Annotated in this window: 4 protein-coding genes; 3 read left to right on the top strand and 1 reads right to left on the bottom strand. The window is 56.8% G+C overall.

The window, feature by feature from the left end:
- Nucleotides 1-104 precede the first annotated feature (104 nt).
- Nucleotides 105-13088 carry a non-ribosomal peptide synthetase gene (locus tag JJB07_RS10595; RefSeq protein WP_201634774.1) on the top strand — a complete coding sequence of 4328 codons (12984 nt, stop codon included), beginning with the start codon at nt 105-107 and terminating at the stop codon, nt 13086-13088.
- A gap of 43 nt (nt 13089-13131) precedes the next feature.
- Here the strand turns inward: JJB07_RS10595 and JJB07_RS10590 are convergent, their stop codons facing one another.
- On the bottom strand, nt 13132-14121 hold the full coding sequence (locus JJB07_RS10590; protein WP_201634772.1) for a TauD/TfdA family dioxygenase: 990 nt from the start codon (nt 14119-14121) through the stop codon (nt 13132-13134).
- A 291-nt stretch (nt 14122-14412) separates the two neighbouring features.
- Here JJB07_RS10590 and JJB07_RS10585 point away from each other — a divergent pair, with 291 nt between their 5' ends.
- Together JJB07_RS10585 and JJB07_RS10580 are read left to right on the top strand one after the other, a co-directional pair.
- Nucleotides 14413-15657: an MFS transporter gene (locus JJB07_RS10585; RefSeq protein ID WP_201634770.1), complete on the top strand. Its 1245-nt coding sequence runs from the start codon at nt 14413-14415 to the stop codon at nt 15655-15657.
- Nucleotides 15654-16349, top strand: coding sequence for an aspartate/glutamate racemase family protein (locus JJB07_RS10580; RefSeq protein ID WP_201634768.1), 696 nt, complete (start codon nt 15654-15656; stop codon nt 16347-16349). Before JJB07_RS10585 ends, JJB07_RS10580 begins: the two co-directional genes overlap by 4 nt.
- The last annotated feature ends 2 nt before the right edge of the window (nt 16350-16351 follow it).

Raw genomic sequence — 16351 nt, 5'->3', positions numbered from 1 at the left:
TTAAAGCTAACTTGAATTTTGACTGGACAGGCTAGATTTAACGACCTATACTGTTCTTATCAATTTGGTTAATGAGGAAGAACATGCATTGGAGGCATTTGGAGATGAATGAACACTCTCATATCATTCATCACTTGTTCAATGAGCAGGTCGAAAAAACCCCCGACCACGTGGCGGTGTCGTACGGCTCGCAACAGGTGACATACCGAGAAATACAGGAACGCTCCAACCGATTGGCGCACTTCCTGCAAGAGCAGGGCGTGGAGCGAAGTGAACCGATTGCGATCCTCTTGGAACGCAGTGTGGAGATGGTGGTTACGTTGCTTGGCGTGCTCAAGGCCGGAGCAGCATTTGTCCCGCTTGATCCGAAGTATCCGTTGGACAGGCTCACGATGATCTTGTCTGAAGTTTCGCCCAAGTGGGTGATTTCACAGCGTTCGTTTGCAGGGAAGTTGCAGGAATTGGTGGCAGATGCGGAGCTTCAGGCGATGCGCGCTCTGTACACAGACGAAGTTCCTGAGGAGAGAGCGTCCGGTTTGGCGCAGGCGTTCTCGTTTTCGGTGTTGGATTCGTACTCGTCCGGGAATCTGGAAGTGATCAATGAACCGGGTGATTTGAACTATATCTTCTACACGTCCGGCTCAACGGGCAGACCCAAGGGAGTCATGGGTTGTCACAAGAGCCTCGCACATTTTATCCGTTGGGAAGCGGAGGAGTTCGGCATCGGGGAGGGCGACCGCGTTTCGCAGTTTGCCGCGTTGTCGTTTGACGCTTCTCTGCGCGACATCTTCGTCCCGCTGTGCAACGGCGGGCGGGTTTGCTTGCCTCCGCAGGACGTGTTGTCGGATCGTGCAGAGTTGGTGAAGTGGATCGAATCTGAGCAGTTGACGATCATCCATTGCGTCCCCAGTGTGTTCCGCCTCTTGTTGGCAGAAGCGCGTGAGGGACTTTTTCCGAATCTGCGCCATATTCTCATGGCGGGTGAAGTGCTGGACGTGAAGCATGTTCGCCGGTGGATGGAGATCTTCGGCACTCGGATTCAACTGGTCAATTTTTACGGTTCGACAGAGACGACGATGATCAAAATGTTCCATCGCATCGAAAAACTTCCCGTGGAAGGCAAGCCGATCCCGATCGGTCGCGGGATGAAAGGTGCCGCGCCGTTGATCCTCAACGTAAAACAAAAGCTCTGCGGGATCGGGCAGGTCGGGGAGATCTACATCCGCAGTCCGTTCCTGTCGCTTGGGTATTACAAGCGGCCGGAGTTGACGGCAGAGGTGTTTTTGCAGAATCCGTTGCGTCCCGTGCAGGAAGGTGTGGACCCGGTGTACCGCACGGGGGACCTCGGGCGCTATCTGCCGGATGGGTCGGTCGAGTATATCGGACGTCGGGACAATCAGGTGAAAGTGCGCGGGATTCGTGTGGAGCTCGCGGAGATTGAAGCGGCGATGGTGCGAGTCGATGGACTGCGCGAAGCTGTGGTGGTGGCACGGACGGAGGAGGAGGGCGATTGTACGCTGATTGCCTACTTCACCGGAGAGGAGATCACGGTGGAGTCCTTGCGTGCGTCTTTGCAGCAGAAGTTGCCGGACGTGATGATTCCGTCTCAGTTCCATCTCTTGGCGGAGATGCCGCTGCTGCCCAATGGCAAAGTGGACCGCAAAGGTCTGCAAGCGATGGCGTTGGATGCGAAGCCGGAGTTGGGTACTCAGTATGTGGCACCTTCAACGGAGACGGAGCGCGTGCTGGCCGACATCTGGGCGCATGTGTTGAAGGTTGAAAAAGTCGGCGTGGCCGACAGTTTCTTTGCGCTGGGCGGGCATTCGTTGCTGGCGATGCAAGTTTTGGCGCGGGTGCAGGAAGCGACAGGACTGCGCGTGACGCTGCAGGACTTTTTTGCCAAGTTGACGGTGGGCGAGTTGGCGGCGCATCTGGACGGGTTGGCGGGATCGAAGGCGGTGGGTACGGAGCGTGGCATCGTTCGTCTGCCGGAGCAGTCTCGGTATGCTCTGTCTCATGCGCAGCGTCGTTTGTGGTTCTTGCAACAGTTGGACCTCCAGAACGTTTCGTACCACATGCCGTACAGCGTCGTTTTGAAAGGGAATCTCGATCTGAAGGCGTTTGAAGCGGCTGTTGCTCGAATGGTGGAACGGCATGGGATTTTGCGCACGGTGTTCTTGGAAGAGGAAGGCGTGCCGTATCAAGTGGTTCGGGAGAGCGTCTCGTTGCGGGTTCAGTTTGAGGATTTGGCGCATCTGAACCCTGATGAGCAGGAGCAGGCGTGGCGAGAGCGGATGGCGGGAGATGCAGCGACTCCTTTTTCGTTGACGGACGGTCCTCTGACGCGGATGATGCTGTTCCGCACGGGGGCGGAGGCGTACCGTTTTTACATCAATACGCATCACATCATCTCGGACGGGTGGAGCACCGGCCTGTTCGTGCAGGAGTTGGCGGAGTTTTACCATGCGTTGACTCACGGTCAGGAAGCAAGTCTGGTCGCCGGCGATCTGCGCTATGTGGACTTTGCCGCTTGGCAGAATGAACTTCTCGCAACCGGGCAGTTGGACGGGGAGGAAGCGTATTGGCTGGAGACGTTGGCGAAACCGTTGCCGACGTTGAATTTGCCGCTTGATTTCGAGCGCCCGACCGTCATGACCGACACCGGGGCTCAGTTTGCGTATGCAATGGACGGCAAACTGGTCGAGCGGGCGCGCAAGTTCGCACAGCAGGAGGAAGCGTCGCTGTTCATGGTCTTGCTGTCCGCGTATCACTTGCTGCTGCACCGATTGAGCGGAGATGAAGACATCATCGTCGGAACTCCGACGGCGGGGCGTACGACATCCGAGTTGGAATCGTTGCTCGGGGTGTTCATCAACATGCTCTCGATTCGGGCACGATTTGACGCGGAAGACACGTTCCGCGGGTTGTTGCAACAGGTGAAAGCGCGTTGCGTGGAGGCGTATGATCATCAAACCTATCCGTTCGACAGGCTGATTGAAAAAGTACAGCCGGAGCGCGACTTGAGCCGATCGGCTGTTTTTTCCACGATGTTTGTGTTTGAGAATACGCCGTTCGCTTTGAAGTTGCCGGGGCTGGAAGTGTCGCCCGCTGAGATTCATCGTCTCTCCTCCCAGTTTGATCTGGCGTTGAAAGTGTTGGAGCATGACGGCGAGACGTCGCTGTACTTTGAGTACAACCCGGATTTGTTCTTGGAGTCCACGGTGGCCAAGATGGCGGAGCAGTATGTGCGCTTGCTGTCGGCGGTGCTCGGGGATGCCGAGCAGGGGTTGTATGAAGCCGATCTGCTGACAGAGATGGACAAGCAAGTATACGCCGCGCTGAATGAGACGGCGGTGGCGTACGACTTGGAGCATCTGCTGCTTGAAGCGTTTGTCGAACAGGCGGAGCGGCATCCTGAGCGAATCGCGTTGTCCGATCCGAGTGTGGGACGGACGATGACGTACGGCGAATTGCATGAGCGTTCGAACCAAGTGGCGCACTACCTGCGGGCGCAAGGCGCGCAGAGAAACCAGTTGGTCGCGATCATGATGGAGCGCAGTGTGGAACTGATGGTGGGGCTCTACGGCATTCTCAAGTCCGGCGCGGCTTATGTGCCGATCGACCCCGAGTATCCGGCGCAACGAATTCAGTACATGCTCGCCGACTCCGGGGCGAGGGTCCTCCTGACGAAGCGGGCGTACATGGAGCAGGTGGTGGAGAAAGAGTCCCTGCAAGCTGTGCTGTTAATGGAAGAAAATGATCTTTCAGACCTGCCGACCTCGATGCCTGAGCCGGTAGGAACCCCGGATGACCTCGCCTACATGATCTACACGTCGGGCTCCACAGGCCAACCGAAGGGCGTCCTCATCCAGCATCGAGCGATCCTCAACCGTTTGCATTGGCATCAAGAGGAGTTCCCCTTGACGCCGGAAGACGTGGTGATTCAGCGTACGACCGTTTGCTTCGACGACTCCGTCATCGAGCTGTTCTGGCCTTTGCGTCACGGCGCGGTGCTGTCGATTATGCCGCAAGATGTTGTGCTCGATTCCGAGCGGTTGATCGGACAATTGGTACAGGAACGCGCGACGTACATGCAATTCGTGCCGTCTCTGCTCACCGTGGTCGTCTCGGCTCTACAAGAGTTGCCTGCAAGTGAACGCCCGCAGTTGCACACCATCATCGTCTCAGGAGAAGCTCTCCCCTCGAAATTGGTCGAGCAATGGTTCACGATCTACCCGACGGGCACGAAGCTCGTCAATATGTACGGTCCGACGGAAGCCGCGGTCGACGTTTCCTTCTCGATCTATGAAGGTCCGCAGAAGCACATCACCATCGGGCAGTCTGTTGCCAATACGCAACTCTATGTCTTGAACCCCCAACGCCGACTCTGTCCTGTAAACGTCGCGGGTGAACTGTACGTTGGGGGCGTGCAACTCGCCGTCGGCTACCACAACAAGCCGGAAAAAACGGCAGAGTCGTTCGTTTCGAACTCTCTGCCGGGCACCCCGGGCAATCGTCTCTACCGCACCGGCGATTCTGTGCGCCTCTTGCCTGACGGGAACATCGACTATTTGGGCCGTATTGACAACCAAGTCAAAGTCCGCGGCTTCCGAATTGAGCTCGGGGAGATCGAGGAAGTGCTCTCTCAATATCCGGATGTCGTAATGGCCGTCGTCCTTGCACGCAAGGGGTCGGACGGTATCAACTCGCTGTTCGGCTTCTATACCGCGAATCGCGAGAACGTAGAGGCTGCGGAACTCAAGGAACACCTGCGTATCAAACTCCCGGACTACATGATCCCGCCGCGTCTCGTGCAACTGGAGCGCATGCCGCTCACGCCGAACGGCAAAGTGGACCGCAAAGCGCTCGTTGCCATGGCAGGGGAGTACGCGGTCGAGAGCGGAACGGAGTATGTAGCGCCTTCTACGCCGACAGAGGAAGCTCTGGCTTCGATCTGGTCGGAACTGCTGGGTCGCGAGCAAGTGGGAGCGGGGGATCACTTCTTCGAACTGGGCGGTCACTCGCTGTTGCTGATGCAGGTGAACAGCCGTATTCGCAAAACGCTGGGTGTCGGGCTTGAGTTGAAAGAACTGTTCGCGTATCCGACGCTTGCCGAACTTGCGGCACATGTGGAATCTCGTTTGGAAGCGGGAGATACAAACTTGGATCGCTCTGCGGGCACCGTCCGGATCGAGCCTGCTCCTATCCAACCGCATTACGAACTGTCACACGCTCAGAAACGCCTCTGGTTCCTCCAAAAGTTCGATCCGGAAAACGTGGCGTACCACGTCAACCTCAACATCCGACTGAAGGGCGAAATTCACTTCGAGAAGTTTGCAGAAGCGTTTGACGTGATGATTCGCCGGCACAGTTCCTTGCGCACAGTCTTCCGCGAAGTTGACGGTATGCCGCGCCAATTCGTGCAGGACGATTCCTCGTTCGCGTTGGAATTTGCCGACTGGACGAACTTCGATGGAGTTGAGCGGGAGTCTCGCTTGCGGGCGAAATTGCGCGAGACGGAAGCGAAGCCGTTCGATTTCAGCAACGGGCCGTTGATGCGTGCCATGCTGTACCGTACGGGTGAAGCGGAATATCAATTCCTGCTGCAAAAGCACCACATCATCACCGACGCTCTGAGCCGAGACCTGTTCCTGCGCGAGTTGCAGGAAGTCTACGCAGCCCTCGTGGAAGACCGTGAGCCCAACTTGCCTGCGGTGGAACTGCAATACACCGACTACGCAGAATGGCAAGCCGCACAAGCGGAAGCGGGCGTTTTTGCCCAAGAGCAAGAGTATTGGGTGAACGTCCTGGCCAAACCGTTGCCGATCCTCGACTTGCCGACCGATTTCCCGCGTCCTGAGGTGCAGACGTACAACGGCGGTCTCGTTTCGCAGGTGCTCTCGGCGGACTTGGTCGAACACGTGCGCAAAGCGACGCAACTCGAAGGCGTCTCGATGTTCATGTTCCTGTTCGCGGCGTATGTGCGTCTCTTGAACCATCTGAGCGGAAGCGACGACATCGTCGTCGGGACGACGATTGCGGGACGGACGGCGGAGCAGTTGGAATCTGTGTTTGGTTTCTTCGTCAATACGCTGGCGCTGCGTGTTCGTCTGGACGGTGTACAAACGGCGGGCGAGTTGGTGCAAGAGGTGAAGCGACTGGCGGTGGAAGCGTATGACCATCAGTCCGTTCCGTTCGACTTGCTGATTGAGCGCATCAATCCGGAGCGTGACATGAGCCGTTCGCCGATTTTCTCGACGATGTTCCAGTATGAGATCGGGATGGCGAAAGGTTTGCAAGGCAAGCACTTTGCGTTGGAGTTGACGGAGAATCCGTTCGAGGTGTTGACGAGCAAGTTTGATCTGCAGTTGAACCTCATGGATTTTGAAGAACAGGGGTTGCACTTGTTCTTCCAATATAATTCCGATCTGTTCACGCAGGAGACGGTGGAGAAGTTTACCGCGTTGTTCCTGCAAGTCGTGGAGTCATTTACAACGGAGAGAACGGCGCCGCTTGGGGCGGTGACGCTTTTGACCGAGGGAGACTTGCGCGTCTATGAACGCATGAATGAGACGGCAGCGGCGTACGACAATGAACATTTGCTGTTGGACGCGTTCATCGAACAGGCAGAGTCACATCCGGAGCGGGTGGCGTTGAGCGATCCGAGTGTAGGTCGGACGATGACCTATGGCGAGTTGCATGCGCGTTCGAACAGACTGGCGCACTTCTTGCGCGGGCAGGGAGTCGAGCGAAATCAGTTGGTCGCCATCCTCATGGAACGCAGTGTCGAGATGATGGTGGGACTCTACGGGATTCTCAAGTCGGGCGCGGCGTATGTGCCGATCGACCCCGAATACCCGGCGCAACGAATTCAGTACATGCTGGAAGATTCGGGGGCACGTGTGCTCCTGACGAAGCAAGCGTACTTGGAGCAGGTGGAGACACAAGGATTACAAGCTGTACTGCTCATGGACACGAAGTCCGGGTCTGAGTCCGTACACGTCTGGAACGAGCTTCAAGACCTGCCGACCTCAACCCCGGAACCCATCGGCACACCGGACGACCTCGCCTACATGATCTACACCTCCGGCTCCACCGGTCAACCGAAGGGCGTACTCATCCAGCATCGTGCCATTCTGAACCGTTTGAACTGGCACCAAGACACCTTCCACGCAACGCCTGCGGACGTCATCATCCAGCGCACCACCGTTTGCTTCGACGACTCGGTGATCGAACTGTTCTGGCCGTTGCGCCACGGAGCGACGCTCTCAATCATGCCGCAAGAGATCGTGCTCGACCCGAAACGCCTGATCCAACAACTGCTTTCGGAAAAAGCGACGTACATGCAATTCGTCCCGTCGCTGCTCGCCGTCGTCGTCTCCGCCATTCAAGAGATGCCGCCGCACGACCGCCCGAACTTGCGCACGCTCATCGTTTCCGGCGAAGCACTGCCTTCCAAACTGGTCGAGCACTGGTTCACGCTCTACCCGACGGGCACCAAACTCGCCAACCTCTACGGCCCGACCGAAGCGGCCGTCGACGTATCCGGCGCGATCTACGAAGGACCGCAAGGGCTGATCACCATCGGCAAACCGCTCGCCAACACCCAGCTCTACGTCCTGAACACCTACGGACAACTCTGCCCCGTCAACGTCAAAGGCGAGCTCTACGTCGGAGGCGTTCAATTGGCACTGGGCTACCACAACAAGCCGGAAAAAACGGCAGAATCGTTCGTGCCGAACTCTCTTCCGGGCACCCTGGGCGACCGTCTCTACCGAACAGGCGACGCCGTTCGTCTTCTGCCTGACGGAACGATCGAATATCTGGGCCGCGTCGACAACCAAGTGAAGATTCGCGGTTTCCGCATCGAACTTGGGGAAATCGAGGAAGTGCTCACCCAACATCCTTCGGTAGAGATGGCAGCCGTCATCGCCCGCACAGGTCCGGACGGGAACAAAGCCCTTTTTGGCTACTATACGGCAAGCGGGGAACTCGGAGTCTCCGCGCTCAAAGACCATCTGCGAGCCAAACTACCGGACTACATGGTGCCACCGCGCCTCGTGCAACTGGACGTGATGCCGCTCACTCCGAACGGCAAAGTCGACCGCAAAGCGTTGGAGCACTTCGCCTCCCAAGATTCGTTTGAGATCGTCGCCGAATACATCGCTCCGTCCACGCCGACGGAGAAAAAACTGGCCGCGATCTGGGGAGAACTGCTCAAGCGCGAACAAGTCGGCGTCAGCGACAATTTCTTCGATCTCGGCGGACATTCGTTGCTGGCGATCCAGATTCTCAACCGCGTTCGCAACGAACTGCACACCTCACTCGAATTAAAAGACCTGTTCGCCAACCCGACCGTCGATGCGCTGGCCGCCACCATCGACGAACGTCTCCAAGCGGGCGAAACGGAAACGAGCTTCGAGATTCCAAAAGCGCCGGAAAAAGACCACTACCCGCTCTCCAACGCCCAACGCCGTCTCTGGCTGATTCACAAAATGAACCCCGAGAGCCGCGCCTACCACGTCCCGTTGGAAATCTCGATCAAGCGCGCACTCGACGTCAAACTGTTCGAGAAAGCTCTGCACCAACTCGTGGAGCGGCAGGAGGCCTTGCGGACCGTATTTATTGAAGTAACAGGTGAACCTCGCCAGCAAATCCTGCCGAAAAGCAACCTGCGCCCGTTCTTCAAAGACCTGTCCAATAAAACCCGCGAAGAACAGGACGTCTACATCCGCGAGACGATCGCCCTCAACGAAAACCGTCCGTTCGACCTCGCGAAAGGCCCGCTGGTCAGAACGTTGCTGTTCAAGTTGGCAGAGGAGCACTATCACTTCTACCTGAACCTGCACCATATCATCACAGACGGGTGGAGCAACGAACTTCTCGCTCGCGAGCACGCCGCTCTCTATGAAGCGTTGGTGAACGGGGAGGAAGCAGCTCTTGCGGACTTGCCGATTCAGTACGCGGACTACGCAGAATGGCAAGAGCAAGAAGTTGAGAACGGACGCTGGGCGGAGGACGAGTCCTACTGGCTCGACACGCTCGCAAAACCGTTGCCCCTGCTGGACTTGCCGACAGACTTCCCGCGTCCTGAAGTTCGCACCGACAACGGTTCCGTCCTCTGGTGGACGATCCCGCAAAACCTCACAACCGCGCTGCGTGAGCGGGCGACGGAGGAGGAAGTTTCGCTGTACACGCTGTTGCTGGCAGGATATGTGTTGTTCCTGCACAAGCAGACGCGCCAAGAGGACATCATCGTCGGAACCCCGATTGCGGGTCGTATGACGGAAGCTTTGGAGCCGATTATCGGATTCTTCGTCAACACCTTGGCGATTCGCACGCGCTTAGCCGGCGTGAGAACGGGTCGTGATCTGATACAGACCGTGAAGGAGCAGTTCCTCAGCGCGTATGGGCACCAAGGAATTCCGTTCGACCTCTTGATCGAAAAAGTGAACCCGGAGCGCGACCTCAGCCGTTCGCCGATCTTCTCCACCATGTTCACTTACCGACAGTTCCTGGAAGCCATGTCTCCGCTGTACGAACCGATGATCGAAACCGACTCTCACGTCAGCAAGTTCGACCTCACCGTCTCTGTAAATGAAGAGAACGACGAGATGCGCGTCTCCTTCGAATACAACACCGATCTTTTCAAAAAAGAGACGGTCGAATCCTTCGCCGCCTCTTGGCAAGAAGCGCTTGAACTGTTGTCCTATGAGCCGACAGCACAAGCAATCACGGCAGTCAAAGAAAAGTCAGACTCGCAAACAACGACGCTTCCTTCCAACTTCGGGCTTTCGACCGACGAAGTTGCAACTGAGTCAACCGCGGTGCCCTCCACCGTAGAAATCTCGAACGATGAAGCTGCATCCGAACCAACGGCGGCAATCTCCCCCGCAGAGCGAGCCCTGCTCTTACAAGGGCTCAACCCAAACCCGGTTGACTTCCCGGCGGACGACACGTTGCAAGAGCGCTTCGAACGTCAAGTGACTGCGACGCCGGACGCGTTGGCTGTCACGTGTGAGGGTCTGTCTTGGACCTACTCCCATTTGAATTCTGAAGCCAACCGCATCGCCCATTTGCTCCGCCAGCGCGGGGTTGCTGAGGGAATGCCGGTCGTCCTCGTTCTGGAACGTTCCCTTGACATGATCGCCGCCATACTTGGCGTCGTCAAAGCGGGCGGCGTCTATGTCCCGGTCGACCCGGACTATCCGGAGGAGCGCATCACCTACATCGTCGAGGACAGCGGTGCGCAACTCCTGCTCCTCCAAGGCGAGACACCGGCATCTCTCCGCGAATTCCAAGGCACGGTGCTCTCTCTCGACCAAGACCGCGCCAACTTGACCGCGATGCCCGATACCAATCCGACTCCGGTGATCAACGCCGACAGTTTGATCTACGCCATCTACACGTCAGGCTCCACCGGCAAACCCAAGGGCGTCTTGCTCACGCATCGCAATGTCGCCCGACTCATGGATGTCACGCATCCGTACTACAACTTTGACAGCTCGGATGTCTGGACGATGTTCCACTCCTACTGCTTCGACTTCTCCGTCTGGGAGATGTACGGCGCTCTGCTCTACGGCGGACGTGTCGTCATCGTCCCGAAAGTCGTCGCGCAATCAACTTCCGACTTCTACAACCTGCTTCTTGAAGAAAACGTCACGGTGCTCAACCAAACCCCGTCCGCTTTCTACCGCCTCATCGAAGCAGACGGAAAAAACACCGATGCCGCACTCGGTCGTCATCTTCGCCACGTGATCTTCGGCGGTGAGGCCTTGAACTTCACGCATTTGCGTCCCTTCCTCGACCGCTACCCTAACGGTCCGCAACTCGTGAACATGTACGGCATCACCGAAACCACCGTTCATGCCACCTACCGTCCCATCTCGCGCCAAGACGTGGACGTCGATTGGAAAGGAAGCCCGATCGGTGTCCCGCTGGACGACCTCAAGTTCTACTTGCTCGATGAAAACTCCCAACTCGTCCCGCGAGGCGAAGCGGGTGAAATCTACATCGCAGGTCCCGGCTTGGCGGCCCGCTATCTGAACAACCCGGACAAAACGGCGGAAGTCTTCCTCGAAGCCCCGCTCCCTGAATTGTCCGGCACACGTCTCTACAAAACGGGCGACCTCGCCCGCATTCACGAAAACGGCGAGCTCGAATACCTCGGTCGCGTCGATCACCAAGTGAAAATTCGCGGGTTCCGCATCGAACTCGGCGAAATCGAGAACACCCTCGCCCGTCATGACGATGTGAAAAACGTCCTCGTCGTGGCGAGCCCTGACGCGCACGGCGACCTTCAACTTCTCGCCTACTTGGAAACGGACGCCGACCACCCGGCGAAGGAATGGAGACGCTATGTGCGCCAATCGCTTCCTGAGTACATGATTCCGGCTGTGGTCATCGCAGTCCCGGAGTTCCCGATGACCCCGAACGGCAAGATCGACCGCAAAGCCCTCCAAGCTCTCGACGTGAAAAAACCGCCGAACACGCAAGCGGCGGCGGTACAGCTTCCGGCCAACGAACTGGAAGCGCAACTCGTCGATCTCTGGAAAGACGCTCTCCAACACGAAGACTTCGGGCTTCAAGACAACTTCTTCGATGTCGGAGGTCACTCGTTCGCGTTGGTGAAGGTGGGCAACGGCCTGCAAGAGCGTCTCGACTTGAAAGTCCCGCTGACCGATCTCTTCAAATACCCGACGATCCAAAGCTTGTCGGAAGCGTTGGTCGAGCAGAGCGAGGGCGGGGGAGAGACAGAGCCGTCCGTCGAAGAGCAACGCTCTGTGCGGGTTGCAGACGATGCCGTGGCGATCATCGGCATCTCGCTGCGGTTGCCGGATGCAAGCACCCCGCATGAATTCTGGGAGAACTTACGCAACGGGCACGAATCGGTGCGCGAGTTCCCGGTGGAGGAAGTGGAGGACACGCCGTTCAACCAAGACCCGGAAGTTCGTGCGCAACTGGTGCGTGTCGCCGCGATTTTGGACGACATCGACAAATTCGACGCTTCGTTCTTCGGCATCCCGGAAAAGGAAGCCCGTCTCATGAATCCGCAACACCGTCTCTTCCTGGAATGCGCATGGGAAGCGATTGAGGACGCGGGCTACAATGTCGATGACCTCCGTGCACCTGTCAGCGTGTACGGCGGTTGCGGCGGCTACGAATACCTGCCGCGTCAAGGAGTTCCGAACCTCACGCAGTCGGAGTTGTTCCAAGGCATGCTCGCGTCGCAGCCGAAGTTCTTGACGACCCGCGTGTCGTACAAGCTCAACCTTAGCGGAGAGTCGATGTTGATCGACACAGGTTGCTCCACTTCGCTGGTCGCCGTTCACATGGCGTGCAGGAGTTTGCTTGAACACCAGTCCGATTTCGCGTTGGCAGGCGGCGCTTCCGTTGCGTTGCCTCAGAAGCAGGGCTTCCTCTATGAGCCGGGCTTCGTCAACTCGGAGGATGGACATTGTCGAGCGTTTGACAAGGACGCGACGGGCACGGCGAACGGAAGTGGTGTCGGGATGGTCTTCCTGAAACGCTTGTCTGACGCGGTGCGCGACGGGGACCCGATCTATGCGGTGATTCGCGGGTCGGCGATCAACAACGACGGCAGCTTCAAGATCGGCTATACGGCTCCGAGTCAGAACGGGCAAGCGCAAGTCATCGCCAAAGCGCAAGCGGCGGCAGGCGTGAAGCCGGATGACATCTCCTACATCGAAGCGCACGGCACAGGCACGACGCTTGGCGATCCGATTGAAGTGGCGGCGTTGACCGAAGTGTTCCGCCGTCAGACGGACCGTCGTCAGTTCTGTGCGCTCGGTTCGATCAAAACCAACGTCGGGCACTTGGATGCTGCAGCGGGCGTTGCGGGGCTGATCAAGACGGCCCTCGCCCTGAAACACCGTGAACTGCCGCCGAGCCTCAATTTCAAAGAGCCGAACCCCGCTCTGAATTTGGAGACCTCTCCGTTCTACGTCAACGCAGAACACCGCCCTTGGGTCGTAGAATCAGGAATCCGCCGCGCCGGCGTCAGCGCCTTCGGAATCGGAGGCACCAACGCCCACGTCATCCTCGAAGAACCACCCGTAAACGAATAAAAAAAAGGCCGGCTCCCACGCGGAGCTGGCCTTTTTTTCTCGACTATTTGTCCAGATGGCGGTCGTTGGTTACGTCACCCATGGTGACAACGACTTTGCGGGCTCCGGTGTAGGGAGCTCGTCCATGCGCGACGAGGTAGTTGTCGAGCATGAGGATGTCGCCCGTTTCCCACGGGAAGGAGACTGTCACTTCGTCATACGCGTTGCGAATCGCCGCCAACGTTTCAGGCTCAAACGGAGCACCGTCGCCGTAGTACGTGTTGCGGGGCAAGTTCTCTTCGCCCAGCGCAAACACCAACGCCTCTTGCACTTCCTCGGGCAAGTTCGAGACATGGAACAGATGCGCCTGATTGAACCACACCGCTTCCCCGGTTACCGGATGCTTCGCCAGAGCGTCTCGAATCGCCGTCGTCCGCAGGCTTCCGTCTGCTTTCCATTCCCACGTCATGCCGTTTTGGCGACAATACGCTTCAACTTCCGACTTGTCATTCGTCTGGAACACTTCCTGCCACGGCAAGTCCAACCCCGCCATGTGGTTTCGGACATACCGAATCTTGCGTTCTGCAAGGCGCTCCACCAGAGCCGGCTCCAGTCGCTTCAACACTTCCCGCGAATCGGCAATCGGCGTCTCACCGCCCGTTTCCGCCATGACCACCGAGTAAAAGAAGATCTTCTTGGGCCACGCAGCCGCATACGACATTTCGTTGTGCATCGGAATGGATTGCTCTGCGGGATACGAGGTCGAGGTGTAAACTTTGCCTTGTACTTCCGAACGCGGCGTGGAGCGCTCTGTATAGCCCTCCAGATTCGGACAGATCGTTGCAGTAAACGATTCAAACTTGCCAATGTCCGTCACGTTCCAGTTGCGGAACAACAGCCCGCCGTGCTCCCGTACTTTTTGCTCCAACCACTCCCGATTCTGCTGCGCCCATTCCAACAGATCGACGCCCTCAGCCGCCGGTTGAATCACCAAGGGCAACGTCTGACCCGGTTGCAGTTCCGACAGGGCAATCATGTCGCTTCGAACCTCCATCGTTCCATCCTCCTACTAAAATTCGTATGCCTTGAAAATACCCGAAATGTACCAAAAATTCAAGCAATGACGCTAACCTAAAGTTATTCTAAATCCGAAATCTAAAATTTTCTAATAAAATATTGTACAGATGTAATTTACTTTCTCGTTCTACTGCTACAAAAATATTACTAGACATGGAAACATAACTTAATTATACTATTCTTGTCAATGTGATTTATAGTTGTTGTAAAAACGGTGAATGATTCAATCGAACGACCGACACGGTAACGGGCTACGAGGAGGATGTGCATGGAGAAAACAGCAGCACAGCAGTCACTTTGGAAGAATCGGATTTTTACCAAGATGTTCGTTTCGTACTCCATCTCGAGTTTCGGCGATTGGTTCGACATGACCGCCCTGATGATTTTGTTCAGCTACACGTGGCAAGCCAACTCGTTTCTGGTGGCGTTGGTGCCGATTTCCTACGCGTTGCCCAGCATCTTCCTCGGGCAGTTGGCGGGCGTGTATGCCGACCGTTGGAGAAAGCTGCCGGTGATGATCGGCACGGACTTGATACGCGCCGTGCTGACGATCGCTCTGATCTGGGCGGGTACTCCGTATTTGGCGCTTCCGATCATGTTGCTGAGGGCCACCGCTTCGATTTTTAACACGCCGGCACAGCAAGCGCTGTTGCGCAAAACGGTAGCAGAGGAGCACTTATTAAAGGCCAGCACGATGATCGGGATGGTGATGCAGATTTCCAAAGTGGCAGGTCCGTTGCTTGGCGCAACGCTGATCGCTTTGTTCTCTGTCAAAGTCTGCCTGGTTATAAACGTGGTGAGCTTTTTCGTATCTGCGTTGATTCTGGTCTCGGCAGGCAAAGTCGCAGAGCCGGGCATGGAATCTGCTCAACAGATGGCGGCCGCGAAGAGTTCGGTGCTTTCCTCTTGGAAGGAAGGTTGGAGCACGCTGTTCTCGATTCGCGTGTTGTATATGAGTTTTATTTTTTATCTGATTGGCTTTTTCACGTTGCAGATGGTCGACTCGCAGTTTGGGATCTTGCTGCGAACGTTGGCTCCGGACTCCGCTTCGCTTCTCGGGTATGTGATCGCGATGGTCGGATTCGGAATGTTCTGTGTCGGAGGTATTCTGTCGGGCATGAAGAACATGAAGTCGTTTGGCTGGACCCTCAGTGTGGGGTGTTTGTTGACCGGCGTGGCGTTTGGCGGCTTCGGGCTGCTTGAAGTCGGCGCTTCTGCCGGGTTGATTCTGGGATGTTCCTTCCTTGGGGGAGTGGGCGTCGGGTTTAACATCATCGGATTTAGTTTTCTGCGGCAACGCGAGACTCCGCCGGAGACGATGGGACGCATCACCGGCATCACCAACTCGCTGACATCGGCGGTCGTCATCCTCGGCCCGATGCTTGGCGGTGTGTTGATCGGGGCGCTGGGTGTCAGCGCCGCTTTTTCCATCACGGGATACGTCATGCTTGGAGTGGGTCTGATTGGAGTTCTGTGTAAAAGATTGATTTGGAACGGGGGAGAGCAAGCATGAAACAAAAATTGGTAGGCGTGCTTGGGGGTATGGGGCCGTTTGCATCTGCAGAATTCGTCAACACGATCTATGAACACAACTTGAACTTGGGGATGGAGCAGAACAAACCACGGTTGGTGCTCTGTTCCGATCCGAGCATTCCAGACCGCACGACCTCGATTGAGGCGGGCGAGAACGATGCGGTAACCCGGAAACTGATCTCGCTTTGGGAGCAGATGCAGGGGATGGGGATTGAATGCTTGATTATTCCGTGCATCACTTCACATTATTACGTCCGGCACTATCCGGAAGCCATGCAGCAGCAGATGGTCAACCTCGTGACACTGACTTTGGGGGAAGTGGAGCGGGGCCGGAGCACGTATCTGCTGTTGGCAACGAACGGATCGTACCGTACGCGGTTGCTCGAACATGAACGCATCGTGATTCCCAGTGTGGAAGATCAACGGCGCATCCATGATCTCGCCTACACGATGAAGCAACACGGGAGTCGTCCGGATTTGTTGGTGCAAACGTATGAACAGGTGTTGGAATTGGTGAGAGCGTACGGCACAGACGGATGGATCAGCGGATGTACGGAATTTCATTTGCTGACCCGCTACGTGATGAGGGAACACGCAGAAGTGGCGGAGCGCATCCTCGACCCGTTGGTGCTCGTGGCAAAGAAATGGCCGCAACTTGCGGCGTATAAGTAAGG

This window comes from Tumebacillus amylolyticus (assembly GCF_016722965.1).
GTDB lineage: Bacteria > Bacillota > Bacilli > Tumebacillales > Tumebacillaceae > Tumebacillus > Tumebacillus amylolyticus.
This window is presented reverse-complemented; position numbering and strand designations above follow the sequence as displayed.